The following is a 25,143-nucleotide window of genomic DNA, read 5'->3' as shown; positions in this document are numbered from 1 at the left end:
CGGCGGCAAGGTCAGCAGGGCCTGTCCCTGGCCCGCCGTGAGGCGTTTCCTGCGAACCTTGGCGCAGCCTGCGGCAGCGGCTACGGATGCTGCTTATTTCTTCTCGCGGATCGAGAAGTTGGCCATGTGTTCCAGGCCCTTGATCAGGGCCGAGTGGTCCCAGTTGGCGCCACCGATGGCGGTGCAGGTGCTGAACACTTGCTGGGTGTTGGCGGTGTTGGGCAGGTTGATGCCCAGCTCGCGGGCACCGCTCAGGGCCAGGTTCAGGTCCTTCTGGTGCAGGTTGATGCGGAAGCCCGGGTCGAAGGTGCCCTTGATCATCCGCTCGCCGTGCACTTCGAGGATCTTCGAGGAAGCGAAGCCACCCATCAGTGCTTCACGCACCTTGGCCGGGTCGGCGCCGTTCTTCGAGGCGAACAGCAGGGCTTCGGCCACGGCCTGGATGTTCAGGGCGACGATGATCTGGTTGGCCACCTTGGCAGTCTGGCCGTCACCGTTGCCACCCACCAGGGTGATGTTCTTGCCCATGCTCTGGAACAGCGGCAGGGCACGTTCGAAGGCCTGGCTGTCGCCACCGACCATGATGCTCAGGGTGGCGGCCTTGGCCCCGACTTCACCGCCGGACACCGGGGCGTCCAGGTACTGGGCGCCGGTTTCGTTGATCTTGGCGGCGAAGGCCTTGGTAGCGGTGGGCGAGATCGAGCTCATGTCGATGACGATCTTGCCCTTGCCGATCCCGGCGGCCACGCCGTCGGCGCGCAGCAGCACGTCTTCGACCTGGGGGGTATCGGGGACCATGATGATGACGAACTCGGCTTCCTGGGCGACGTCCCGGGGCGAGGCCAGGGCGATGGCGCCGGCGGCGATCAGGTCGGCCGGAGCCTTGCCGTGGTGTTCCGAGAGCAGCAGGCTGTGACCGGCCTTCTGCAGGTTGGCGGCCATTGGGTGGCCCATGATGCCGGTGCCGATAAATCCGATTTTAGCCATGATAAAAATCCTCTATTCAACGGGACCTTGTGGGCGCTGGCTGGCCAGCGAAGGCGGTCTTGCGGGCCTCTTCGCCGGCAAGCCGGCTCCTACGCAGGTACAGGTTCAGATTGCGTTGTGGGTTTTCAGCCAGCCAAGGCCGGCTTCAGTGGTGGTCAGCGGCTTGTACTCGCAACCGACCCAGCCCTGGTAGCCGATGCGGTCCAGGTGCTCGAAGAGGAAGCGGTAGTTGATCTCGCCGGTGCCCGGCTCGTTGCGCCCGGGGTTGTCCGCCAGCTGGATGTGGTTGATCTGGCCCAGGTGGTTGGCCATGGTCCGCGCCAGGTCTCCCTCCATGATCTGCATGTGGTAGATGTCGTACTGCAGGTACAGGTTGTCGCTGCCCACCTGCTCGCGAATCGACAGCGCCTGGGCGGTATTGTTGAGGTAGAAGCCGGGAATGTCGCGGGTGTTGATGGCTTCCATCACCAGCTTGATGCCCACGGCCTGGAGCTTGTCGGCGGCGTACTTGAGGTTGGCGACCAAGGTCTTTTCCACCAGGGCTTCATCGGCGCCCTGTGGGCGGATGCCTGCCAGGCAGTTGATCTGGGTATTGCCCAGGACCTGGGCGTAGGCAATGGCCAGGTCGACCCCGGCGCGGAACTCCTCGACCCGGTCGGGCAGGCAGGCGATACCGCGTTCACCCTTGGCCCAGTCGCCGGCCGGCAGGTTGAACAGCACCTGGCTCAGGCCGTGGGCGTCAAGTTGCGCCTTGATTTCGGCAGAGCTGAATTCGTAGGGGAACAGATATTCGACGCCGCTGAAGCCGGCATCGGCGGCCGCCTTGAAGCGGGCGAGGAAGTCCTGTTCGGTGAACAGCATGGACAGGTTGGCAGCAAAGCGCGGCATGGTGGTCTCCTGTGGTTCGGTCAAGCCTGGGGCTGGCGCCAGGGGGCGGGCGGCCCGCGCGCAACCTCTGGCGGGAGGTTGCGCCCGGGGCCCGGCCGGTGCCAGCGGCCAGGGGTATCAGTCGAGCAGGGAAATCGCGGTAGGGGCGTCGTTGCCCACCAGCGCCAGGTCTTCGAACTCGTTGACCGCGTTGATTTCGGTGCCCATGGAAATGTTGGTCACGCGCTCCAGGATGATTTCCACCACCACCGGTACCTTGAAGGTCTGGAGCATTTCCTGGGCCTGGCGCAGGGCCGGCTGGATGTCCTTGGGTTCGAACACCCGCAGGGCCTTGCAACCCAGGCCTTCGGCAACGGCCACGTGGTCGACGCCATAGCCGTTGAGTTCCGGCGCGTTGAGGTTGTCGAAGGACAGCTGCACGCAGTAGTCCATGTCGAAACCGCGCTGGGCCTGGCGGATCAGCCCGAGGTAGGAGTTGTTCACCACCACGTGGATGTACGGCAGGTTGAACTGCGCGCCCACCGCCAGTTCTTCGATCATGAACTGGAAGTCGTAGTCGCCGGACAGCGCCACCACCTGGCGGTTCGGGTCGGCCTTGACCACGCCCAGGGCAGCGGGGATGGTCCAGCCCAACGGGCCGGCCTGGCCGCAGTTGATCCAGTGGCGTGGCTTGTAGACGTGGAGGAACTGCGCGCCGGCAATCTGCGACAGGCCGATGGTGCTGACGTAGCAGGTGTCCTTGCCGAATACCTGGTTCATTTCTTCGTACACGCGTTGCGGCTTGACCGGCACGTTGTCGAAGTGGGTCTTGCGGTGCAGGCTGGCCTTGCGCTGCTGGCAGTCATGCAGCCAGGCGCTGCGATCCTTGAGCTTGCCGGCGGTCTGCCATTCGCGGGCCACCTCCAGCAATACGGTCAGGGCGCTGCCAGCATCGGAAACGATGCCCAGGTCCGGGGTGAAGACACGGCCGATCTGGGTCGGTTCGATGTCCACGTGGATGAACTTGCGGCCTTCGGTGTAGACGTCCACCGAACCGGTGTGGCGGTTGGCCCAGCGGTTGCCGATGCCCAGCACGGTGTCGGACTTGAGCAGGGTGGCATTGCCGTAGCGATGGGAGGTCTGCAGGCCGACCATGCCCACCATCTGTGGGTGATCGTCAGGGATGGTGCCCCAGCCCATCAGGGTCGGGATCACCGGAATGCCGGTCAGTTCGGCGAACTCCACCAGCAGCTCGCTGGCGTCGGCGTTGATCACGCCGCCACCGGCCACCAGCAATGGACGTTCGGCCTGGTCCAGCAGGGCCAGGACCTTTTCCGCCTGCAGGCGGGTCGCCGCCGGCTTGGCCAGGGGCAGGGGCTGGTAGGCGTCGATGTCGAATTCGATTTCCGCCATCTGCACGTCGAACGGCAGGTCGATCAGCACCGGGCCGGGACGGCCGGAGCGCATTTCATAAAAGGCTTTCTGGAAGGCGTAGGGCACCTGGCCCGGTTCCAGCACGGTGGTGGCCCATTTGGTCACCGGCTTGACGATGCTGGTGATGTCCACGGCCTGGAAGTCTTCCTTGTGCAGGCGGGCGCGGGGGGCCTGACCGGTGATGCAGAGAATAGGGATGGAGTCGGCCGAGGCGCTGTACAGGCCGGTGACCATGTCGGTGCCGGCGGGGCCCGAAGTACCGATGCACACGCCGATGTTACCGGCCTTGGTGCGGGTGTAACCCTCGGCCATGTGCGAGGCGCCTTCGACGTGGCGAGCGAGCACGTGATCGATGCCACCGACCTTCTGCAGCGCGGAATACAGCGGGTTGATGGCGGCACCCGGGATGCCAAAAGCGGTATCGACCCCTTCACGGCGCATCACCAGAACGGCGGCTTCGATTGCTCTCATTTTGCTCATGGTTTTGTGCCTCTTGCGTTTTGTAATTGTATACAAGTGGTTTTGCGCAAAGTGTATTCACGGCGGATGGCGCAGGTCAATCCATTTTCTTGAGCGGCAGCGGCTTTCATCAAAGCCCCGATAAACCGGCGTCCTTTTGTCGCAGGGGCTACCTTTCGCGAATTATTGTATACAAAAAATAAATTCATTGTGTTCTATTTGTTGTATCGGACTTCTCCTACAAGAAGCTTCCCCAGGTTTTCTCAATAACAAGATAAGGACGGCACCCATGAGCGCTTTAACCTTGAAAGTCGCAGTCAACCTGGCCAACCAGGCCATCAACGCGGGGCGCAAGATCAATGCGGCGCCGCTGACCATCGCGGTGCTGGATGCCGGCGGGCACCTGGTGACCCTGCAACGGGAGGACGGCGCCAGCCTGCTGCGCCCGCAGATCGCCATCGGCAAGGCCTGGGGGGCGGTGGCCCTGGGCAAGGGCTCGCGCCTGCTGGCCCTGGACGCGCAGCAGCGCCCGGCCTTCATCGGCGCATTGAACGGTCTGGGGCAGGGCAGCGTGGTGCCTGCGCCGGGCGGGGTGTTGATTCGGGATCAGGCGGGGGCAGTGATTGGGGCGATCGGCATCAGTGGCGATACCTCGGACATCGATGAGCAGTGCGCCATCAGCGCGATCGAAGCCCAGGGCCTGGCGGCGGACGCTGGCGTCAGCGCATAGCCCTCGACCTCGCGGGCCCGGCCTGTAGCCACTGCCGAGCCCGCGAGGCTGCGAAAAGCCGCGCAGGATCTTGATTGAAACTATTGCGCCCTTGCGGGCCGGGAAACAAACCAGAAAGTACCAAAACGCTATCAGCGATCCAGTTCACAGCCCTTGAGCACCAACCGGATGATGGTCTGCGCCGCAGCTTCGTAGTCGTCTTCGTCGAGCTTGGTCTTGCCGGTGACCACCGAGATCTGCCAGTCGAAGTCGGCGTAGGTCTGGGTCGCGGCCCAGATGCTGAACATCAGGTGGTTGGGGTCGAGCGGGGCGATCAGGCCGCGATCGATCCAGGTCTGGATGCACTCGATGTTGTGCTTGGCCTGGGCGTTGAGCTGTTCCACCTGCTCCGGGCTCAGGTGCGGCGCACCATGCATGATCTCGCTGGCAAAGACCTTGGAAGCGAACGGCAGGTCGCGGGAGATGCGGATCTTCGAGCGGATGTAGCCGCTGAGCACTTCGCTGGGCACGCCATCGGCATTGAACGGGGTGGAGGCCTGGAGGATGGGTTCGATGATGCTTTCCAGCACCTCGCGATAGAGGTTTTCCTTGGACTTGAAGTAGTAGTAGACGTTGGGTTTGGGCAACCCGGCCTTGGCGGCGATGTCGCTGGTCTTGGTCGCCGCAAAGCCCTTGTCGGCAAACTCTTCACTGGCGGCCCGCAGGATCAGTTCTTTATTGCGCTCGCGGATGGTGCTCATAAACCAGGGGATTCCTTGCCTGTTCGGGCGGTTGCGCATGGTAGCACCGGCCTTGTACGAGGCTCAAGAATGCCGGCTCGGGCCCGGTTTTCCTGCACTTGGGCGGATTTGCCTGTCCCGTGGCTGAACGAAAATACGCATCGGCGGGCGCCCGAGAGGGCGGCTGCTAGAGTTCAGGGCAGTGCTTGGCTCGCCGGCCTGTGATCAGCCTGTGGTGGGGCGTTCATCGCGCTGCGCAACCGGGTCCGGACCCGCCTGAATCGGATGCTCGCTCGTGGACAAAGGCAGACGCGGCAAAGTTTCTCTGTGGCTCATCCTGTTGGCACTGGCAGCTCTGGCCCTGGGGCTGTGGTTCTACCTGTCCGGCCCGCGGTATCCGGTCAAGCCGGCACCCGTGGGGGAGCCGGTGGTGGCGGTGGCGGTGCAGTTGCAGGATGTGCCGGTCTACATCGACGCCCTGGGCACGGTGACGCCGACCCGCAGCGTGACGGTGATCACCCAGGTGGACGGGATTCTTTCCAGCGTCGAGTTCAAGGAAGGCCAGCCTGTGCGCAAGGGCCAGGTCATCGCGCGGATCGATGATCGCGCGCTCAAGGCGCAGTTGGCCCAGGCCCGGGGCGTGCTGGCCCATGATCAGGCGGTGCTGGACAATGCCCAGCGCGACCTGGCCCGCTACCGCGAACTGATCAAGGCCGGTTCGGTCAGCCAGCAGACCCTCGACACCCAGGTTTCCACGGTGCAGCAACAGGCCGGCACCGTGGCTGCCGACCAGGGCAGCGTGCAGAACCTGGAAGTGCAGTTGAGCTACTGCACCATCATCTCGCCGGTGGACGGCGTGGCCGGACTGCGCCTGGTGGACCCGGGCAACTACGTGACCACCGCCAGCACCACCGGGATCGTGGTGATCACCCAGATGGAGCCGGCCGAGGTGGTGTTCGCGGTGCCCGAGGATGACCTGGGGGCGATCAGCCAGGCCATGGCCAAGGGGCCAGTGCCGGTACTCGCCTATGACCGCAACAAGCACAACCTGCTGGCCAGCGGCAGCCTGCTGGCGCTGGACAACCAGGTCAACACCAGTACCGGGACCATCAACGTCAAGGCTCGCTTCGAGGGGGCGGGCAAGGCCCTGTTTCCCAATCAGTTCGTCAACGCCAGGCTCAGGGCCGACACCCTGACGCAGGTGCCGGTGGTGCCCACCCGGGCCATTCAGCATGGCAGCAAGGGCGACTTCGTGTTCGTCGTTGACGGCAGCACCAAGGCCGGCCTGCGCAACATCAAGAGCGGGCCGGCCAGCGGCGAGGTCACGGCTGTGCTGGACGCCGGGGTCAAGGCTGGCGAGCAGGTGATTACCGAGGGCGCGGACAAGCTGGACAACGGCTCGGCCATCAAAGTCGTGGCTCAATAGGCCGGCGCCGATGAACGTCTCGCGCCCCTTTATCGAACGGCCGGTGGCCACCACCTTGTTGATGGTGGCGGTGCTGTTGCTGGGCCTGCTGGGCTATCACCTGCTGTCGGTCTCGGCCCTGCCGGAAGTCGATTACCCCACCATCCAGGTCTACACCCAGTACCCGGGGGCCAGCCCGGAGGTGATCAGTTCGTCGATCACCGCACCCCTGGAGCGCCAGCTGGGGGAGATGCCGGGGCTCAAGTCCATGAGTTCCACCAGCTCCAACGGTGCTTCGGTGGTCACCTTGCAATTCGACCTGGCGCTGTCCCTGGATGTGGCCGAGCAGGAGGTGCAGGCGTCGATCAACGCCGCGGGCACCTTCCTGCCGAGCAACCTGCCTTACCCGCCGGTGTACAGCAAGGTCAACCCGGCGGACGCGCCGGTGCTGACCCTGTCCCTGACCTCCGACGTGCTGCCCCTGACCAAGGTCGAGGACCTGGCCGACACCCGCCTGGCGCAGAAGATCTCGCAGATCTCCGGGGTCGGCCTGGTGACTATCAGCGGCGGCCAGCGCCCGGCGGTGCGGGTCGAGGCCAATACCTCGGCGCTGAACAACCTGGGCCTGTCCCTGGATGACCTGCGCACGGCCCTGGGTACCGCCAACGTCAACCAGGCCAAGGGCAATATCGACGGGCGCTACCAGGCCTATTCCATCGGTGCCAACGACCAGTTGCAGTCGGCGCAGGAGTACCGCGACCTGGTGATCGCCTACAAGAACGGCGCGCCGATTCGCCTGGCGCAGATCGCCAGTTCCGTGCAGGGCCCGGAAAACCCGCATCAGGCCGCCTGGACCAACAGCACGCCATCCATCGTTCTGAACATCCAGCGCCAGCCCGGGGCCAACGTCATCGACGTGGTGGACCGGGTCCAGCAACTCTTGCCCAAGCTGCGGGCCAGCCTGCCGGGCACCCTCAAGGTCGAGGTGCTCACCGACCGGACCCAGACCATCCGCGCTTCGGTCACCGACGTGCAGTTCGAACTGGCGGTGGCGGTGCTGCTGGTGGTGCTGGTGATCTTCCTGTTCCTGCGCAACGTCGCGGCCACCCTGATTCCCGCGGTGACCGTGCCCCTGACCCTGGTGGGCACCCTGGCGGTGGCCTATGCGCTGGGCTTTTCCCTGAACAACCTGACCCTGATGGCCCTGACCATCGCCATCGGTTTCGTGGTGGACGATGCCATCGTCATGATCGAGAACATCACCCGCTACATCGAGGCGGGCGAGCCACCGTTGCAGGCAGCGCTCAAGGGCGCGGAGCAGATCGGCTTCACCATCATCTCGCTGTCGGTGGCGCTGATCGCGGTGATGATCCCGCTGCTGTTCATGGGCGATGTGGTGGGCCGGCTGTTTCGCGAGTTCGCCATGACCGTGGCGGTGACCATCGTGATCTCGGCGCTGATCTCCCTGACCCTGACGCCAATGATGTGCGCGCGCATGCTCAAGAGTCGCCACCAGGAGCGCCGCGCGGATTTCTTCGACCGTATCAACCGGCATTATGTGCGCGGCCTGGACTGGGTGCTGGCCCACCGCACCCTGACCCTGCTGTCGGTGATGCTCACGGCGGTGCTGACCCTGGCGACCCTGATGATCATGCCCAAGGGCTTTTTCCCCGAGCAGGACACCGGGCTGATCCAGGGCATCTCCCAGGCGGCGCCGAGTATTTCCTTCCAGCAGATGCAGGAACAGCAGCAACGCCTGGCGGCGCGTATTCTCAAGGATCCGGCGGTAGAGAGCCTGTCGTCCTTCGTCGGCATCGACCAGACCAACCCCACCCTCAACCAGGGCAACCTGCTGATCAACCTCAAGCCCCACGGGCAGCGCGACAGCAGCGCGGTGGTGATCCGCCGGCTGGCCGATGCCAACGCCGATGACGCCGGGATACGCCTGTACCTGCACGGGGTCCAGGACCTGACCCTGGATGCCACCGTGTCTACCACCAGCTACCGCCTGGGCCTGCAGGCCACCGACCCGGACCTGCTGGAGCTGTGGACCGGCAAGATGCTGGCGGCGCTGAAGCAGGATCCGATGTTCACCGATGTGCAGAGCCAGGCGATGCAGTTCGGCAACCAGATCCAGCTGAACTTCGACCGCGCCACCGCCTCGCGCCTGGGCATCACTCCCCAGGCCATCGACGATGTGCTCTACGACGCCTTCGGCCAGCGCCAGGTGTCGACCATCTATACCCAGCTCAACCAGTATCACGTGGTCATGGCCACCGACCGGCCACCGCGTAATCTGGCGGACCTGCTCACCGGGCTCTACGTGAACATCCCCGGCGGCGGGGTGGCGCCGCTGTCCAGCATGGCCACCCAGCAGGTGCAGCGGGCGCCGCTGACCATCAACCGCCTGGGGCAGTTTCCCTATGCCGATGTCTCGTTCAACCTCGCCCCCGGGCAGAGCCTGGGAGCGGCGGTGACCCGGCTGCAACAGATCGAGGCCCGGGTCGGCCTGCCGGCCTCGGTGCAGGCGTCGCTGGAAGGGGCGGCGGCGACCTTCGAGGCTTCGCTGTCGAACCAGGTGTTTCTGGTGCTGGCGGCGATCGTGGTGGTGTACCTGATGCTGGGGGTTCTCTACGAGAGTTTCGTGCACCCGGTGACCATTCTCTCGACCCTGCTCTCGGCGGCCCTGGGCGCCTTGTTGGCGCTGCTGATCACCGGGACCCAGTTCGACATCATCGGCCTGATCGGCATCGTGCTGCTGATCGGCATCGTCATGAAGAACGGCATCATGATGGTGGACTTCGCCCTTGAGCTGGCGCGCAAAGGCGGCCTGACGCCACTGGCGGCGATCCGCCAGGCGGCGGAGCTGCGTTTTCGGCCGATCCTGATGACCAGCATGGCCTCGCTGTTCGGCGCGGTGCCCCTGGCCCTGGGCACCGGCATCGGCTCGGAACTGCGCCACCCGCTGGGTATCGCGATCATCGGCGGCCTGTTGCTCAGCCAGTTGCTGACGCTGTTTTCCACCCCGGTGATCTTCCTCGCCATGCACGGCCTGGGCGAGCGGCTGGCAGGGCGCCGCAGTGGCAGGGAGGGCGACGGGGAAGGGCCGCAGGGGATCGGCGATGAACCTTAGCGCGCCGTTCATCCAGCGCCCCATCGCCACCACGTTGCTTGCCGCCGGGCTGGCGCTGTTCGGCGTCCTGGCCTTCAAACTGCTGCCGGTGGCGCCACTGCCGGAGGTGGACTTTCCCACCATCAGCGTGCGTGCCTCCCTGCCGGGGGCCGACCCGCACACCGTCGCCAGCTCGGTGGCCACGCCCCTGGAACGGCAGTTCGGGCAAATCGCCGGGGTTACCCAGATGACCTCGTCGAGCACCCTGGGGGCGACCCGGATCAACCTGCAATTGGACCTCAACCGTGACATCGACGGTGCCGCCCGGGACGTGCAGGCAGCGATCAACGCTGCGCGTACCAACCTGCCCAGTGACCTCTCCGGCAACCCCACTTACCGCAAGGTCAACCCGGCCGACTCGCCGATCCTGATCATCAGCCTGACCTCCGATAGCGCCTCGCCGGGGCAGATGTACGACGTGGCCTCGACCTTGCTGGAGCAGCGGCTGTTGCAGACCACCGGAGTCGGCGATGTGACTGTCGGCGGAGGCGCCCTGCCGGCGGTGCGGGTCGAGCTCAACCCGGACCGGCTCAATCACTACGGGGTCAGCCTGGAGCAGGTGCGCCAGGTGATCGCCGCAGCCAACGTCAACCTGCCCAAGGGCTCGATCATCCTCGGCCAGCAGAACCATGTGCTCGGCGCCAACGACCAGCTGTACCAGAGCGCCGACTACGCCGACCTGGTGGTCAAGCAGAACAACGGCAGCCTGGTGCGCATCGCCGACCTGGGCTACGTCCACGAGGACGTCGAGGACCTGCGCAACTTCGGCCTGTTCAACGGCAAGCCGGCGGTGCTGCTGGTGATCTTCAAGCAGCCGGGGGCCAACGTCATCGACACCGTGGATGCGGTAAAGGCCGAGCTGCCGTTTCTCCAGGAGTCGATCCCGGCCTCGATCCGCCTGAATATCCTGATGGACCGCACCACCACCATCCGTGCCTCGCTGCGGGACGTGGAGCTGAGCCTGATCGCCTCGATCGTGCTGGTGACCCTGGTGACCTTCGCTTTCTTCCGCGACTGGCGCAGCACCCTGGTGCCGGCCATCGTCGTGCCGCTGTCGCTGCTGGGCACCTTTGGCGCCATGTATTTTCTGGGCTACAGCCTGAACAACCTGTCACTGATGGCCCTGACCATTTCCACCGGGTTCGTGGTGGATGACGCCATCGTCGTGGTGGAAAACATCATGCGCCACCTGGAGCGGGGCGAATCGCGGCTGCAGGCAGCGCTGGCCGGGGCCCGGGAAGTGGGCTTCACCCTGCTCAGCATCAGCGTGTCGCTGGTGGCGGTGTTCATTCCGCTGCTGTTGATGGGGGGCATCGTCGGCCGTCTGTTCCGCGAGTTCTCGGTGTCGCTGTCGGTGTCCATCGGCATCTCGATGCTGATCTCGCTGACGGTGACGCCGATGCTCTCCAGCGTGCTGCTGCGCACCCGGCAGAAGGCACCCGAAGGCGCCGAGACCGTGGATTCGCCGGTGCACCGCTTCTATGACCGGACCCTGGGCTGGGTCATCGGCCATTCACGGCTGATGGGCCTGGTGACGGTGCTGGTGATCCTGCTCGCCGGTGTGCTCTACGTGCTGGTGCCCAAGGGTTTCTTTCCCCAGGAGGACACCGGGCGCTTGTCCGGCAGCATCCTGGCGGCCCAGAGCATTTCCTACGACGCCATGCAGAAGGATTTCATGGAGATCAACCGCAAGGTCATGCACAACCCCAATATCGACACGGTCGGCGGCTTTGTCGGGGGTGGGGGCGGCGGTGGCGGGGCGATCAACAGTGCGCAACTGTTCATTGCCCTCAAGCCCCTGAACCAGCGCCACGACAGCGCCGACCAGGTGATCGCGCAGATCCGTCGGACCCTGGGCGACATGCCCGGTACCCGGCTGTACCTGCAATCGGTACAGGACATCACCGTGGGCGGACGCCAGAGCGGCGCGCAGTACCAGTACACCCTGACCGCCGATGACCAGGCCGACCTCGATGAATGGGTGCCCAAGGTGGTAGCGGTGCTGCGCGGCTTGCCCCAGCTCAAGGATCTGAATACCGACCAGCAGGACAACAGCCTGCTGGCCAATGTCCAGGTCAACCGCGACACCGCGGCGCGCCTGGGCGTAAGCATGGCGGCCATCGACCAGACGCTGTACGACGCCTTCGGCCAGCGCCAGGTATCGACCCTGTACCGGGCTGCCAACCAATACCATGTGGTGATGGAGATCGCTCCGCAGTACTGGACCGATCCTTCGACCCTGAACTCGATCTACCTGCCCACCGGGGCGGTGGCCAGCGGCAAGGGCGGCGCGGCAAGCCCGGACCTGGCGGCCGATGCGCAACGGACCTTGATTCCGCTGTCGTCGGTGGCCCAGCTGTCGGTGCAGCGCACGGCCATCGCCATCAGCCACCAGGGCACATTTCCGGCTGTGACCGCTTCGTTCAACCTGGCGCCGGGGGTGTCCATCGGCCAGGCCACGGCCCTGGTGGACCAGGCCGTGGCGCAGTTGCGCATGCCGGCCAGCGTGGTCGGGCAGTTTGCCGGCACGGCCCAGGTGTTCCAGTCCTCGGTAGCCAGCGAGCCCTTGCTGATCATTGCCGCGCTGGTCTCGGTGTACCTCGTGCTGGGCATTCTCTACGAGAACCTGATGCACCCGCTGACCATCCTCTCGACCCTGCCTTCGGCCGGGGTCGGGGCACTGATCGCCTTGCTGCTGACCGGCACCGAGCTGTCGATCATTGCCCTGGTGGGGGTGATCCTGCTGATCGGTATCGTCAAGAAAAACGCCATCATGATGATCGACTTCGCCATCACCGAGGCCAGGGAGCAGGGGCTCAGTGCCCAGGACGCGATCCGCCGGGCCTGCCTGATCCGCTTCCGGCCGATCATGATGACCACCCTGGCGGCGATACTCGGCGCCTTGCCATTGGTGCTCGGCAGTGGTTACGGCTCGGAGCTGCGCCGCCCGCTGGGGATCTCGATCATCGGCGGCCTGCTGCTCAGCCAGGTGCTGACGCTGTATACCACCCCCGTTATCTACCTGTGGCTCGACCGGGCGTCCCAACGCCTGCGCCGGGTGGTCAAGGAGGCATGACTATGCGTGGCCAACCTGTACCGGGGCGTCTGGCCGTGGCACTGCTGTGTGTGTTGCTCGGCGGCTGCATGGTCGGGCCGGACTACCAGAAGCCCGAGATGCCGTTGCCCATGGCCTTCAAGGAAGGCGGGCAGTGGCAGCGCGCCGTAGCCAACCCCCAGGGTGCCCTGGACAGCCAGTGGTGGCTGGCGTATCAGGACCCGGTGCTCAACGATCTGGTCCGGCGCTCGGCCAGCGCCAACCAGTCGATCGTCGCTGCCGAGGCGGCCTATCGCCAGGCACAGGCCCAGGTGGCGTCGAGCCGCTCGGGGCTGTTTCCCACGATTAGCGCCGGGCTTTCCGGTTCGCGGGGTGTGGGCGGCACCAGCGCCGGTAGCGGTTCGAGTACCGGCACCAGCAGTTCCGGCGGCGTCGAGCAGAGTGTCAGCGCGACCCTGGGGGCCAGCTGGGAACCGGACCTGTGGGGCCAGGTGCGCCGCGGCATCGAGTCGAGCCAGGCCCTGGCCCAGTCTTCCGATGCGCTGCTGGCTGGGGTACGGCTGTCCATCAGCGCCAGTGTGGCGAGCAACTACCTGAGCCTGCGTCAGCTGGATATGGACATCCGCCTGCTCCAGGAGCAGCAGCGGATCACCCAGCGCCTGCAGGACATGACCCAGGCCGCCTACGTCCAGGGCACGGCCTCCAACGATCAGTTGCTGCTGATCCAGGATCAGTTGAGCAGTGTGGTGGCGGCCCTGCAGACGGCGCAGATCTCCCGCGAGCAGTTCGAGCATGCCCTGGCGGTGCTGCTGGGCGTGGCTCCGGCCCAGTTCAGCCTGGCGCCGCAGGCCGACTACCGCTTCAATGCGCCGCAGCCGCCGCTGAGCCTGCCTTCGACCCTGTTGCTGCGCCGCCCCGACGTGGTCTCGGCGGAGCGCACCGCGGCGGCGGCCAATGCGCGGATCGGTGTGGCCGAGGCGGCATTCTTCCCGACCCTGGACCTGACCGCCGAAGTGGGCTTTCGCGGCAGCGCCCTGGGCGGGCTGTTCTCGGTACCGAACCGGATCTGGACCCTGGGCCCGGCGCTGGCCGGAACCCTGTTCGACGGCGGCGCCCGGGAAGCGGCGGTGCAGCAGGCCCGGGCCAGCTATGACCAGGACGTGGCCAACTACCGCGGCACGGTGCTTGGCGCCCTGCAGAACGTCGAGGACCAGTTGTCCTCGGTCAATCACCTGCAGCGCCAAGTGGCGACCTACCAGCAGATGTACCAGCGCAACCAGCAACTGTTCGGCAGCCAGCAAGCCCAACTGCGGGCCGGCACCGTCAGCGAGCAGAACGTGCTGACCCAGCAACTGGTGCTGCTGCAGGCCGAGCAGAGCCTGCGCGATTCCCAGGGCCAGCTGAGCCTGGGCAGCGTGGCCCTGTTCCAGAGCCTGGGCGGCGGCTGGCACGAGCCGGGCGCGAGCCTGCCCTGACACGCGGGATCTCGCGTGGCACAAGCCCGGCACGCTATGCTGCGCGCCTTATTTCCATGCAGGGAAGCCAGGTTCATGGCCGGAAGCAGTTTGCTGGTATTGATCGATGACATCGCCGCGGTACTCGATGACGTGGCCTTGATGACCAAGATGGCGGCGAAGAAGACCGCCGGTGTGCTGGGCGACGACCTCGCGCTCAATGCCCAGCAGGTCTCCGGGGTCCGCGCCGAGCGGGAAATTCCGGTGGTCTGGGCGGTGGCCAAGGGGTCGTTTCGCAACAAGCTGATCCTGGTGCCGGCGGCGCTGGCCATCAGCGCCCTGGCGCCGTGGCTGGTGACCCCGCTGCTGATGCTGGGTGGTGCCTACCTGTGTTTCGAGGGCTTCGAGAAGCTGGCGCACAAATACCTGCACCACGCCGAAGTGGCGGCCGAACATACCCAGACCCTGCAAGCCCTGGCCGACCCCCAGGTGGATCTGGTGGCTTTCGAGAAGGACAAGATCAAGGGTGCGGTGCGCACCGATTTCATCCTTTCCGCGGAAATCATCGCCATCACCCTGGGCACCGTGGCCGGGGCCTCCCTGACCCAGCAGGTGGTGGTGCTCTCGGGTATCGCCATTGTCATGACCGTCGGCGTCTACGGCCTGGTGGCCGGCATCGTCAAGCTCGATGACCTGGGGCTGTGGCTGGTGCACAAGCCCGCTGCCCTGGCCAAACGCATCGGTGGGGCGATCCTGCGGGCAGCGCCGCTGATGATGAAGAGCCTGTCGGTGATCGGTACGGCGGCGATGTTCATGGTCGGCGGCGGCATCCTGACCCACGGTGTGCCCGCCGTGCACCACCTGATAGAAGGGCTGGCCGAGCGCAGCGCCGGGGTCATAGGCCCGGTATCGGCGTTGATGCCGACCCTGCTCAATGCCGTGGCCGGGATCATTGCCGGTGCCGTGGTGCTGCTGGCGGTCACCCTGGCGGGCAAGGCCTGGCGTGCACTGCGCGGCTGACGGGCGCTCAGCCCGCTGCCGGCACCGGGGTCGGCAGCGCGGCCGCTTGTTGCTGGCGGCACCAGCGGCGCCAGGTGAACTGCAGTTGCAGGATCGCCGCCCGGGCCATCTCCCGGGCTTGCAGGGGCAGGTCGCGGTCGCCATCCAGGGCCTTGAGCAGGGCCGCGGAGACCGCATCCAGCTGTTCGCTGCGGTTGGCGCTGGGGCCGCCGTGCCTGAGCAGCGTCGCCAGGTGCGCGAGATAATGCTCGCGTTCCGTGGCCAGGGTGCCCCGGGCCGGGTCCAGGCAACTGCGCAATTGCAGCAGCTCATCTCCCAGGTCCAGCCCCAGCAGGCCGTTGTCCCAGTGACTGCGGCGGTTCTCGGGCTGCATCTGCCAATACCGCGACACCCGGATCAGCCGATCGGCCATGCGCCCGCCGAACCAGCTTTCGGCCTGCTCCGGCGGGCGTGAGGTGAGCTGCGCCAGATCGAACAGCGAAGCCTTGAACATCCGCCGGTAGTGCTGCTCGCCCGGGTTGAGGCTGACCAGGCGCAGCACCACCACGGCGATGCCGACACCGATCAGGGTGGCCATGGCCTTGTTCAGGAACGCTCCGAGGTCGTAGCTCATCAGGTTGCTGGGGCCGACGTTGTTGACGAAAAAGATGCAGAACGCCGAGGCGACGGGCGCGAGCTTCGGTCGGCTCATGCACAGCGAAGCGCAGAACAGCGGCACTGCCAGCCCCAGGCACAGCAGGGGTAAACCGTCCCAGCCCGGCAGCAGGCCAAGGCCGACGAAGGCCGCCACGGGAATGGACAGGGCAATGCCCTTGAAGAAATTCAGGCAGGACGCGGCAGGGTTCTCACGCCCGGCGAACAGGCTCAGCACCACGCCACAGATGGAGACGGCCCCCAGCCCCGAGGGCCAGGCGGACAGCAGCCAGAAGCCGGCGACGGCGAGAAAGGCCAGGGCGCTGCGCAAGCCTCCCAGCACCCCTTGCTGGATATCCCGGTGCCAGGACAGGGCGCCGGGAGCGCCGGGCGGGACCCGGCCCTGTTCCACGGCGCTGACACTCAGGGCGCTCTGTTCCACCCGCTCCAGTACCTGGGCCAGTTGCACCAGGCACAGATGGCCTTCGGCGGACAGCGAAGGGTCCTGCAGTGCCTGTTGCAGGCGCTGGAGCAAGGGCGGCAGGGCGGCGTCATGTTCGGCCTGCAGGGCCTGGATGGTCTCGCCGAGCAAGGGTTGGAGTTGCTGCGCGGTGGCGGCGTCGAGCATCTGCCGTTGCCGCGCCACGCCGCGGGCGGACCGGAGCAAGCCCAGCAGGTCGCGGCTCAGCACCCGCAGCGCCTGGGAGCGACGGCGCCCCTGCGGGCCTTCGAACCAGGCGTGATCGCGTTGGGCATCCACGGTGACGATACGCCCCAGGGCTTCCAGCAGCCCCTTGCGCTGGTCTTCCCCCAGCAGCTCCGAGGCTGCGGCCTGGCGCCCGGCCAGCCAGGCGGCGCGGCCCTGGACCGCCAGCGCCTGTTCCACCCGGCGCGGCCAGAGCAGTTGGCTGGCCACGGCGGCGCAGATGATCCCCAGGCCGATTTCCGAACAGCGCGCCACTGCCTGGTCGAACACCTGCAAGGGCGCTGCGGTGGCGGGCAGGGCGATGATGGCAGTGGTGTAGCCCGCCAGTACGAAACCGTAGGCTGCGTGGTTGCGCAGCAGCGAGGCGCCGGTGGTGCAGAAGGCCAGCCACAGGGCCATGGCCAGCAGGAACAGCAGGGGCGCCTGGCCCAGGGTAGCGATCAGCAATATCGACACCACGGCCCCCACCAGGGTGCCCAGCAGGCGGTAGGCGCCCTTGGCCAGGACCATGCCGCTGCTGGACTGGCTGACGATGAACACCGTGGTCAGGGCCCATTGCGGTTGTTCGAAATCCAGGCGGAACGCCAGGTACAGGGCCAGGCCGCCGGCAATCAGGTTGCGCGCGGCGAACAGCAGGTCGGCAGGGGCAGGGGCGAAGAGGGCTTGCCAGATATCGGCGCGGAAAAAGGTCGGCAGTTTCATCTTTCAGACACATCGATAGCTAGCTAATGATTAGCATCGTATCGATTTTACCAGGGTGTGCCAATCGGCTTTTCAACGAGCGGGGAGGAAGGGGCTTTGACGGGGAGCGGACGCCCCGCCGGATGGCGGGGCGAGGCAGGGTTACTCGGCGATCTGCAGCTTGCGCGACTCGGTGTAGACGTAGCGCACTTTCTCGTATTCGAACGGCGAGTTCAGCTGGCCATAGCGGAAGCTGGTCTGGTAGCGCTTGTCGACCCCGCGCAGGACCCAGATTTCCGGGTGGTTGCTGCTGGCTTCCGAAACATTGAGGAAGTTGATCGCCGATTCGGCGGTGTAGTCCACCGCCAGCCCGGCGGTATCACGCAGGTTCGACGGGCCGAGGATCGGCAGCACCAGGTACGCGCCGCCGGGTACGCCGTAGAAGCCCAGGGTCTGGCCGAAGTCTTCGCTCTGGCGCGGCAGGCCCATCTTGGTAGCCGGGTCCCACAGGCCGGCCACGCCGATGGTGGTGTTGAGCAGCAGGCGCGCGGTGGTTTCCATGGAGCGCTGGCCCTTGAACTGCAGCAGGCTGTTGAACAGGTTGGGCACATCGCCCAGGTTGTTGAAGAAGTTGCTGACCCCGGTGCGCAGGAAGCTCGGCGTCACGTAGCGGTACCCGTCCACCACCGGCAGGAACACCCATTGGTCGAAGCGGTAGTTGAAGTGGTAGACCCGGCGGTTCCACGACTCCAGCGGGTCGTAGATATTCAGGGCGTTCAAGGTCGAGCGCTCGAACTCGCGCTGGTCCAGCCCCGGGTTGAACTTGAGCTTCTTCAACGGCTCGGTGAAGCCATCGGGGTCGGGGGTGACGGGGATGTTGGCCTTGCTGTTGTCGGCTTGGGCATAGCCTGCGCAGAGCAACGCAGCGATAAGCAGGAGATGTTTAGCCACGGAAGAACTCCAGCATGGCGTCGCTGTTGACGCGGTAGTTGAGGTTGCCGCAGTGGCCGCCATGGGGGTAGACGGTCAGGCGGTCACCAAAGGTTTTACGCAGGAAGCCCAGGTCGCCGGGGCCGAGGATCACGTCGTCGGCGTTGTGCATCACGGCGATCTTCGGGCTGGCCTTGAGGTAGTCCTGCAGGGCGTAGAGGCTGACCTGGTCGATCAGTTGCAGCAGGCTGCCGCCATCGGTGCGGGCGCGCCACATGGGGATCACCTGCTCGGTCAGGTAGCAGTCGAAGTCGCATTGCAGGGCACGCTTGAGAAACGGCGTGAGGCTGGTGCCTTCGCGGATCGGGTATTTGGGCGGGGTGATCAGGCCACGGCGGTTGATCAGGTCCGAGGTGAAGGCAATGTCCGCCGCCGAGAAACGGAAGGAGGTGCCGATCAGCATCGCCATCTGCTCGTTGGTCAGGTGCTGCTTGGATTGCTGGAAGTCGTAGAGCAGGGCGTCGTTGAGGTCGATATAGCCCTTCTGCTGGAAGTAGCGGGTCAGCTTGCCCAGCACCAGTTCGTAGAAGGTAGTGCTGTTGTTGATGCCCTTGACCTCGGTCTGCACCAGCTTGTCGAGGTTGGTGATCGAGGTATAGAGATTGACCGGCGGGTTGAGCAGCAGGACCTTCTTGAAATTGAAGCTGCGCCGGGTTTCATCCAGCTTGCTGACGAAGGCCGCATCCAGCGCGCCAAGACTGTAGCCGGTGAGGTAGAACTCGGTGATCGGCAACTTGGGATTCTGCGCCCGTACGGCCTGCATCACCCGGTACATGTCCTCGGCGTCTTCCTGGGTCACGCCCGGGGTGGCAAAGCGCGAAGCGGCGCTGATGAAGTCGAAGCTGGTGGGCGAGGACAGCTGCACCACGTGGTAGCCGGCTTTGTAGTAGAGCTTCTTCAGGTACTCGTTGAGGCTGCTGTCATAGCGCGCCCCGGTGCCGGCGATCAGGAAGATCAGCGGCGCGGCGTGGTCCTGGGTGGCAATGCGGTAGGTGAGTTTCTTCACCGCCCAGAAGTTGTCCGGGAGGATGAATTCCCGTTCCGGACGCAGCGTCAGGCTGTGGTCAGACTGGCGGATGTCATCGTTGGAGGGCAGTTCCGGGCGCAACTCCGGAGGCGTGGTGGCGATGGTGGCTTCGAAGGGGTTGGTCAACGGGTAGCCATAGGTGGCCGGGTCGACGTCGACCGCCAGCGCGGACGCACTCAGGATAAGGCCGCCAAACAGGGCAGCGAAGCGCAAGGAACGAAGCATGACTGTATCCCTAGAAGAAGGTACCGAATGAGGTTCGCAGGCTATGACCACCGCGCTGCTGCCGAAGTGCCATGGTTGGGCACAAATAACGCCTGCGACAGGCTTATTGGGAAGTGATAGTAGCCGGACGATACACTTTGCCGCCATTTGCATGACAGATATCTGCGCCTGGCGCTTGCCAAGCGTTCGCGGGGGATTATGCTGGGCGCCGTTTTGACTGTTCGGAGTGTTTCATGTCCCGCCTTCCCCTGATTCTGCTGCTCGTGGTCCTGCCGCTGTGGCTGGCCGCCAGTTATGGCCTGCGCTACGGCTTCATGGAGGATGCTCGCTGGGTGGGTGCCTGTGTCGAGGCTGCCAGCCGCTGGGAGTGCGGGCTGCGCTCCAGCCTGGGTTGGATGATTCACTTCAAGGTGCTGGGCTGGAGCGCGGTGGCCGTGGCGCTCCTGGGTTTTGTCATGCCCGGGCGTGCCGGTTGGGGGCTGGGCGTACTGGCGTTGCTGATCGGCATCCCGGCCCTGGCCCTGTACAACACCACCCTGGCGGTATTTGCCGTGGTGATTGCCGGCTTGCGCCTGGTACGCGCCAGCAAGCCATAGCCGCAGCAGCGGCCATGGCCTATGGCCTCAGGCCCTGCGGGCCCGCAGGTTGCGCCAAAGCGCCGCTACCATCAGCAGGCTGACCAGGGCCCAGCCCCAGGCCTGCTGGTTGGCCAGACCTTCCTGATACAACTGCGGGGCAATGCCGGCACCGACGATAAAGGTCAGCAGGGCAATCTCCCGGCGCGGTACTCGCACCGGGCGGCACAGGTAGACCAGTGCCGGCAGTAGCAGGGCTGCGCTGGGGAAGCTGCGGTAGCGCGGGTCGAACACCAGCTCCAGCATCATCACCGCCGCGGCGAAGCCTGCGGCCGTCAGCAGCCAGCCGGCCCGTTTCTCCAGTGCATCGAAGGATTTCAGGCGCCAGCCCTGGCGAGGGCTCAGGGCCAGGGCGGCGTGGGCCAGCACCAGCAGGTTGAGCCCCAGCAGCAACGCGGCCCAGCACCATTCACCGGCGAAACGGCTGGTTGCCCGCGCCAGTTCTCCCCAGGTTCCGATGCTGCAAGCGGCCACTGCGCCCAACAGGGGCAGCAGCAGGGCGGCGCGGTGGTCGCGGGGCCGGCCGCCGAGCACCAGGGTGCCGAGCAGTATCAGGCCGCCGACGCCCAGCCACAGCGGCCAGTACGGCAGGTTGGACACCGGGCCGGCGAGGATGCCCTTGTCCTGGCGATCAGCATCGAACAGCCCCCAGTAGCCACCGACGGCACCTTCGCTGGCGCGCTTCCAGGGCTGGTCGAAGGCTTCGATCAGGTTGTAGTGCCAGCCATTGTGTTCCGCCAGGGCGACGAAGCCGCGGATGAACTTGGCCTCGTTGACCCGGCTGGGCAGCGCGGTTTCTCGCTGCCGGCCTTCACTGGGCCAGCCGGTCTCGCCAATCAGCACGTCCTTGGGGGCGAAGCGGTTGCCGAACACCTGGCGCACCTCGGCCACGTGGTTCAAGGCGGCGTCGATGTTCGACGGATCGTCTTCCCAGTACGGCAGCAGGTGGATGGTGAGGAAATCCACCGCTGGGGCGATTTCCGGGTGCTTGAGCCAGAACTCCCAGACATCGGCGTAGGTCACCGGCTGCTTGACCCCGGCCTTGACCTTGAGGATCAGCCGCGCCAATTGCGCGCCGGTGACCTCCTTGCGCAGCAGTGCTTCGTTACCGACGATCACCGCACTGACCACGTCCGGGTTGGCGTTGGCCGAGGCGATCAGCAGGTCGACCTCCTTCTCGGTGTCCACCGGGTTGCTGTTGACCCAGGCGCCGATCATCAGCTTCAGGCCGTGCTTGCGCGCCAGGTCCGGCAGGGCTTCCAGGCCGGTCATGGAATAGGTACGGATGCATTCGAAACGGGTCGCCAGCAGGGCCAGGTCGGCGTCCATGCGCTGCGGGCGCAGCTTGAACGGCTGGTCGAAGGGCGACTGGTCCTTGTCGAACGGAGTGTAGGAAGCGCACTGCAGCTTGTGGCTGGCGCTGGCGACATCCGGCAGGTGCACCGGCCGGCCAAGGCCGTACCAATAACCGCAGAGGGCCAGCAGCCCGAGCAGGCAGGCGAACAGATAGGGCAGGGCGGGGAAACGAGGGGTGGCGGGCATGATCGGGCCGTCGTGGAACAAAGCCGGGCATCTTACCCGCATTTGTCCGCAGCTTGGTGGGCTGCATGATTTTGACATGCAAAGTTCGGGCGGACCCACTGCCCGGGAGAGGCCGGCCGTTGGTTACTGGCTATCTGATGTCGCTGCTGGCTGTCTTGAGGTCGTAGACAGAGCAGGTCGCGGAACAGGGCGGGTTGATGATCCAGGCATCAGTACTCCGCTGATGATCGAACGCGTTCGCGGTGAGGCGTGATGGGGGCGCTGAGCACCATAACCATACGTTGACGTGCCTGGCAGCCGCCCGGCACTGCACTTTTCGGGGAAGTAACGATGAAGATGCGACGACTCTTAGGCGCAGGTGCCGCACTGGTACTTGCCATCAGCTCCACTCTGGCCAGTGCCGACAGCAAGACCCTGAGCATCGGCTATGTCGACGGCTGGTCCGACAGCGTGGCGACGACCCATGTGGCGGCGGAAGTGATCAAGCAGAAGCTCGGTTATGACGTCAAGCTGCAGGCGGTGGCGACCGGGATCATGTGGCAGGGCGTAGCCACCGGCAAGCTCGACGCCATGCTTTCGGCCTGGCTGCCGGTGACCCATGGCGAGTACTGGGCCAAGAACAAGGACAAGGTGGTGGACTACGGCCCCAACTTCAAGGACGCCAAGATCGGCCTGATCGTGCCGGAGTACGTCAAGGCCAAGTCCATCGAGGACCTCAAGACCGATACCACGTTCAAGAACAAGATCGTCGGCATCGACGCCGGCTCGGGGGTGATGCTCAAGACCGACCAGGCGATCAAGGACTACGGCCTGGACTACAAGCTGCAGGCCAGTTCCGGGGCGGCAATGATCGCCGAGCTGACTCGCGCCGAAGAAAAACAGGATTCCATCGCCGTGACCGGCTGGGTGCCGCACTGGATGTTCGCCAAGTGGAAACTGCGCTTCCTCGAAGACCCGAAGGGCGTGTACGGCGCTGCTGAAACCGTCAACAGCATCGGCAGCAAGGGCCTGGAGAAGAAGGCGCCGGAAGTGGCGGCCTTCCTGAAGAAATTCCAGTGGGCCTCGAAAGATGAAATCGGTGAGGTCATGCTGGCCATTCAAGAGGGTGCAAAACCCGATGTGGCGGCCAAGGATTGGGTGAGCAAGCACCCGGAAAGGGTTGCCGAGTGGACTGCTAAATAAGCACAACGCGTCTAGATCAGGGGTCTTGAGGCCGCGCACTGGAAACAGTGGGCGGCCTTGTCATTTATTGAAGAAAAAACCGGCGCCAACGCTAATGTCGTTCTAATACTAAGGTCGTCTGGAACCTGCTCCATAGCCGCATAGAGTGGATTAGGTTCCACCTAAAATCTGTGCTGCGAGGATAAAAACAATGAACGACAGCATTTACCTCTCGATTCAAAACAGCCCGCGTTTCAAGGAGCTGGTCAGCAAACGAGAGCGGTTCGCCTGGATTCTCTCGGCGATCATGCTTGGGCTTTACTCGGCTTTCATCCTGTTGATCGCCTATGGTCCCCAGATCCTGGGCGCCAAACTCAGTCCTACCTCATCCATCACCTGGGGCATTCCCATCGGTGTCGGCTTGATTCTCTCGGCCTTCATCCTGACGGCCATCTATGTGCGACGCGCCAACGGCGAATTCGACGAGTTGAACAATGCGATCCTGAAGGAGGCTCAGCAATGATCCGACGTCTATTCGCAGCACTCGGTCTTGCCGCCTTCGCTCCCGCCCTCTGGGCTGCAGACGCCTTGACGGGCGAAGTCCACAAGCAACCACTCAACGTATCGGCGATCGTGATGTTCGTGGTCTTCGTCGGTGCCACCCTGTGCATCACCTACTGGGCCTCCAAGCGCAACAAGTCGGCTGCCGACTATTACGCGGCGGGCGGCAAGATCACCGGCTTCCAGAACGGCCTGGCGATCGCTGGCGACTACATGTCCGCGGCGTCCTTCCTGGGGATTTCCGCCCTGGTGTTCACTTCCGGCTATGACGGCCTGATCTACTCCATCGGCTTCCTGGTGGGCTGGCCGATCATTCTGTTCCTGATCGCCGAGCGCCTGCGCAACCTGGGCAAGTACACCTTTGCCGATGTGGCGTCCTACCGCCTCGGGCAGACCCAGATCCGCACCCTGTCGGCCTGTGGCTCGCTGGTGGTGGTGGCGTTCTACCTGATCGCGCAGATGGTGGGTGCCGGCAAGCTCATCCAGTTGCTGTTCGGCCTCGACTACCATGTGGCGGTGATCCTGGTGGGCATCCTGATGTGCCTGTACGTGCTGTTCGGCGGCATGCTGGCCACGACCTGGGTGCAGATCATCAAGGCGGTGCTGTTGCTCTCCGGCGCGTCCTTCATGGCACTGATGGTGATGAAGCACGTCAACTTCGACTTCAACACCCTGTTCTCCGAAGCGATCAAGGTTCACCCCAAGGGTGAAGCTATCATGAGCCCCGGCGGCCTGGTGAAAGATCCGATCTCGGCGTTCTCCTTAGGCCTCGCGCTGATGTTCGGTACCGCTGGCCTGCCCCACATCCTGATGCGCTTCTTCACCGTCAGCGATGCCAAGGAAGCTCGCAAGAGCGTGCTCTATGCCACAGGCTTCATCGGCTACTTCTACATCCTGACCTTCATCATCGGCTTCGGCGCGATCCTGCTGGTAAGCACCAACCCGGACTTCAAGGATGCCGCAGGCGCCTTGCTGGGCGGCAACAACATGGCGGCGGTGCACCTGGCCAACGCAGTGGGCGGCAGCGTGTTCCTCGGCTTCATTTCGGCCGTGGCCTTCGCCACCATCCTGGCGGTCGTTGCAGGCCTGACCCTGGCTGGCGCCTCGGCGGTGTCCCATGACCTGTATGCCAGCGTGATCAAGAAGGGCAAGGCCAACGAGAAGGACGAGATCCGCGTTTCCAAGATCACCACCGTGGCATTGGGCGTACTGGCCATCGGCCTGGGCATTCTCTTTGAAAGCCAGAACATCGCGTTCATGGTCGGCCTGGCGTTCTCCATTGCCGCCAGCTGCAACTTCCCGGTACTGCTGCTTTCCATGTACTGGAAGAAGCTCACCACCCGTGGCGCCATGATTGGCGGCTGGATGGGCCTGGTGAGTGCCGTGGCGCTGATGATCCTCGGCCCGACCATCTGGGTGCAGATCCTGCATCACGAGAAGGCGATCTTCCCGTACGAGTACCCGGCGCTGTTCTCGATGATCATCGCCTTCATCGGTATCTGGTTCTTCTCCATCACCGACAAGTCGACCGCGGCGGTCAACGAGCGGGCGCTGTTCTTCCCGCAGTTCGTGCGTTCGCAGACCGGCCTGGGTGCCAGTGGGGCGGTGTCGCACTAAGCGAGATGAATGTATCGGCTTCTATATAGAAGCTGCGTAATGGCGAAATGCCCCGATCGAGAG

At 64.9% G+C, this 25,143-nt stretch carries 18 protein-coding genes; 10 read left to right on the top strand and 8 right to left on the bottom strand.

Annotation, left to right across the window (positions count from 1 at the left end; genetic code table 11):
* Positions 1-93 precede the first annotated feature (93 nt).
* From ACUXVH_RS23025 to gcl, 3 genes are all read right to left on the bottom strand, one after another.
* Positions 94-987, bottom strand: coding sequence for a 2-hydroxy-3-oxopropionate reductase (locus ACUXVH_RS23025; RefSeq protein ID WP_011060033.1), 894 nt, complete (start codon positions 985-987; stop codon positions 94-96).
* Between the two features lie 105 nt (positions 988-1,092).
* Entirely contained in the window at positions 1,093-1,875 is a 783-nt protein-coding gene (gene hyi, locus ACUXVH_RS23020; protein ID WP_011060034.1) for a hydroxypyruvate isomerase, read from the bottom strand.
* 117 nt (positions 1,876-1,992) lie between these two features.
* Positions 1,993-3,768: a glyoxylate carboligase gene (gene gcl / locus ACUXVH_RS23015; protein WP_015634658.1), complete on the bottom strand. Its 1,776-nt coding sequence runs from the start codon at positions 3,766-3,768 to the stop codon at positions 1,993-1,995.
* Positions 3,769-4,036: 268 nt separating this feature from the next.
* Here gcl and ACUXVH_RS23010 point away from each other — a divergent pair, with 268 nt between their 5' ends.
* The gene (locus ACUXVH_RS23010) at positions 4,037-4,477 is read left to right on the top strand and encodes a GlcG/HbpS family heme-binding protein (protein WP_011060036.1); all 441 of its coding nucleotides are present in this window, start codon (positions 4,037-4,039) and stop codon (positions 4,475-4,477) included.
* 131 nt (positions 4,478-4,608) lie between these two features.
* On the opposite strand, the gene ACUXVH_RS23005 is transcribed toward ACUXVH_RS23010, so the two are convergent.
* Complete coding sequence (locus ACUXVH_RS23005) at positions 4,609-5,217, bottom strand: TetR/AcrR family transcriptional regulator (RefSeq protein WP_011060037.1); 609 nt, start codon at positions 5,215-5,217, stop codon at positions 4,609-4,611.
* 274 nt (positions 5,218-5,491) lie between these two features.
* On the opposite strand from ACUXVH_RS23005, the gene ACUXVH_RS23000 reads away from it, so the two are divergent.
* The 5 genes from ACUXVH_RS23000 (at position 5,492) to ACUXVH_RS22980 (ending at position 15,302) form a co-directional block, all read left to right on the top strand.
* Complete coding sequence (locus ACUXVH_RS23000) at positions 5,492-6,622, top strand: efflux RND transporter periplasmic adaptor subunit (RefSeq protein WP_065363395.1); 1,131 nt, start codon at positions 5,492-5,494, stop codon at positions 6,620-6,622.
* 10 nt (positions 6,623-6,632) lie between these two features.
* A complete protein-coding gene (locus ACUXVH_RS22995; protein WP_065363396.1) occupies positions 6,633-9,734 on the top strand; it encodes an efflux RND transporter permease subunit in 3,102 nt (1,033 codons plus the stop codon).
* Positions 9,724-12,849 (top strand): efflux RND transporter permease subunit, encoded by a 3,126-nt coding sequence (locus ACUXVH_RS22990; RefSeq protein WP_065363397.1) that lies wholly within the window; start codon positions 9,724-9,726, stop codon positions 12,847-12,849. Before ACUXVH_RS22995 ends, ACUXVH_RS22990 begins: the two co-directional genes overlap by 11 nt.
* 2 nt (positions 12,850-12,851) lie before the next feature.
* Positions 12,852-14,303, top strand: a complete 1,452-nt coding sequence (locus ACUXVH_RS22985) for an efflux transporter outer membrane subunit (RefSeq protein WP_065363398.1) — start codon at positions 12,852-12,854, stop codon at positions 14,301-14,303.
* A 75-nt stretch (positions 14,304-14,378) separates the two neighbouring features.
* On the top strand, positions 14,379-15,302 hold the full coding sequence (locus ACUXVH_RS22980; protein WP_011060038.1) for a DUF808 domain-containing protein: 924 nt from the start codon (positions 14,379-14,381) through the stop codon (positions 15,300-15,302).
* Between the two features lie 7 nt (positions 15,303-15,309).
* On the opposite strand, the gene ACUXVH_RS22975 is transcribed toward ACUXVH_RS22980, so the two are convergent.
* From ACUXVH_RS22975 to ACUXVH_RS22965, 3 genes are all read right to left on the bottom strand, one after another.
* On the bottom strand, positions 15,310-17,343 hold the full coding sequence (locus ACUXVH_RS22975) for an FUSC family protein (RefSeq protein WP_065363399.1): 2,034 nt from the start codon (positions 17,341-17,343) through the stop codon (positions 15,310-15,312).
* A 141-nt stretch (positions 17,344-17,484) separates the two neighbouring features.
* The gene (locus ACUXVH_RS22970) at positions 17,485-18,273 is read right to left on the bottom strand and encodes an MlaA family lipoprotein (protein ID WP_011060040.1); all 789 of its coding nucleotides are present in this window, start codon (positions 18,271-18,273) and stop codon (positions 17,485-17,487) included.
* Positions 18,266-19,564, bottom strand: a complete 1,299-nt coding sequence (locus ACUXVH_RS22965; RefSeq protein WP_026020029.1) for a serine/threonine protein kinase — start codon at positions 19,562-19,564, stop codon at positions 18,266-18,268. The genes ACUXVH_RS22970 and ACUXVH_RS22965 overlap by 8 nt, the downstream gene beginning before the upstream one ends.
* A 233-nt stretch (positions 19,565-19,797) precedes the next feature.
* On the opposite strand from ACUXVH_RS22965, the gene ACUXVH_RS22960 reads away from it, so the two are divergent.
* A complete protein-coding gene (locus ACUXVH_RS22960) occupies positions 19,798-20,160 on the top strand; it encodes a hypothetical protein (protein WP_065363400.1) in 363 nt (120 codons plus the stop codon).
* A gap of 27 nt (positions 20,161-20,187) precedes the next feature.
* Here ACUXVH_RS22960 and ACUXVH_RS22955 read toward each other — a convergent pair whose 3' ends face one another.
* Positions 20,188-21,783 carry a glycoside hydrolase family 17 protein gene (locus tag ACUXVH_RS22955; protein ID WP_176707079.1) on the bottom strand — a complete coding sequence of 532 codons (1,596 nt, stop codon included), beginning with the start codon at positions 21,781-21,783 and terminating at the stop codon, positions 20,188-20,190.
* A gap of 288 nt (positions 21,784-22,071) precedes the next feature.
* On the opposite strand from ACUXVH_RS22955, the gene ACUXVH_RS22950 reads away from it, so the two are divergent.
* The 3 genes from ACUXVH_RS22950 to ACUXVH_RS22940 all read left to right on the top strand — a co-directional run bounded on the left by ACUXVH_RS22950 (position 22,072) and on the right by ACUXVH_RS22940 (position 25,080).
* Positions 22,072-22,923, top strand: a complete 852-nt coding sequence (locus ACUXVH_RS22950) for a glycine betaine ABC transporter substrate-binding protein (protein ID WP_011060044.1) — start codon at positions 22,072-22,074, stop codon at positions 22,921-22,923.
* A gap of 190 nt (positions 22,924-23,113) precedes the next feature.
* Positions 23,114-23,425 carry a DUF485 domain-containing protein gene (locus ACUXVH_RS22945; RefSeq protein WP_011060045.1) on the top strand — a complete coding sequence of 104 codons (312 nt, stop codon included), beginning with the start codon at positions 23,114-23,116 and terminating at the stop codon, positions 23,423-23,425.
* On the top strand, positions 23,422-25,080 hold the full coding sequence (locus ACUXVH_RS22940; protein ID WP_011060046.1) for a cation acetate symporter: 1,659 nt from the start codon (positions 23,422-23,424) through the stop codon (positions 25,078-25,080). The genes ACUXVH_RS22945 and ACUXVH_RS22940 overlap by 4 nt, the downstream gene beginning before the upstream one ends.
* Positions 25,081-25,143 lie beyond the last annotated feature (63 nt).

This window comes from Pseudomonas sp. 8(2025), assembly GCF_052665325.1.
This window is presented reverse-complemented; position numbering and strand designations above follow the sequence as displayed.

Bases quoted from the DNA above. Each gene is read 5' to 3' on its own strand.
- ACUXVH_RS23025 (WP_011060033.1), bottom strand. From the start codon at position 987: ATGGCTAAAATCGGATTTATCGGCACCGGCATCATGGGCCACCCAATG.
- hyi (WP_011060034.1), bottom strand. From the start codon at position 1,875: ATGCCGCGCTTTGCTGCCAACCTGTCCATGCTGTTCACCGAACAGGAC.
- gcl (WP_015634658.1), bottom strand. From the start codon at position 3,768: ATGAGCAAAATGAGAGCAATCGAAGCCGCCGTTCTGGTGATGCGCCGT.
- ACUXVH_RS23010 (WP_011060036.1), top strand. From the start codon at position 4,037: ATGAGCGCTTTAACCTTGAAAGTCGCAGTCAACCTGGCCAACCAGGCC.
- ACUXVH_RS23005 (WP_011060037.1), bottom strand. From the start codon at position 5,217: ATGAGCACCATCCGCGAGCGCAATAAAGAACTGATCCTGCGGGCCGCC.
- ACUXVH_RS22995 (WP_065363396.1), top strand. From the start codon at position 6,633: ATGAACGTCTCGCGCCCCTTTATCGAACGGCCGGTGGCCACCACCTTG.
- ACUXVH_RS22990 (WP_065363397.1), top strand. From the start codon at position 9,724: ATGAACCTTAGCGCGCCGTTCATCCAGCGCCCCATCGCCACCACGTTG.
- ACUXVH_RS22985 (WP_065363398.1), top strand. From the start codon at position 12,852: ATGCGTGGCCAACCTGTACCGGGGCGTCTGGCCGTGGCACTGCTGTGT.
- ACUXVH_RS22980 (WP_011060038.1), top strand. From the start codon at position 14,379: ATGGCCGGAAGCAGTTTGCTGGTATTGATCGATGACATCGCCGCGGTA.
- ACUXVH_RS22975 (WP_065363399.1), bottom strand. From the start codon at position 17,343: ATGAAACTGCCGACCTTTTTCCGCGCCGATATCTGGCAAGCCCTCTTC.
- ACUXVH_RS22965 (WP_026020029.1), bottom strand. From the start codon at position 19,564: ATGCTTCGTTCCTTGCGCTTCGCTGCCCTGTTTGGCGGCCTTATCCTG.
- ACUXVH_RS22960 (WP_065363400.1), top strand. From the start codon at position 19,798: ATGTCCCGCCTTCCCCTGATTCTGCTGCTCGTGGTCCTGCCGCTGTGG.
- ACUXVH_RS22955 (WP_176707079.1), bottom strand. From the start codon at position 21,783: ATGCGGGTAAGATGCCCGGCTTTGTTCCACGACGGCCCGATCATGCCC.
- ACUXVH_RS22950 (WP_011060044.1), top strand. From the start codon at position 22,072: ATGAAGATGCGACGACTCTTAGGCGCAGGTGCCGCACTGGTACTTGCC.
- ACUXVH_RS22945 (WP_011060045.1), top strand. From the start codon at position 23,114: ATGAACGACAGCATTTACCTCTCGATTCAAAACAGCCCGCGTTTCAAG.
- ACUXVH_RS22940 (WP_011060046.1), top strand. From the start codon at position 23,422: ATGATCCGACGTCTATTCGCAGCACTCGGTCTTGCCGCCTTCGCTCCC.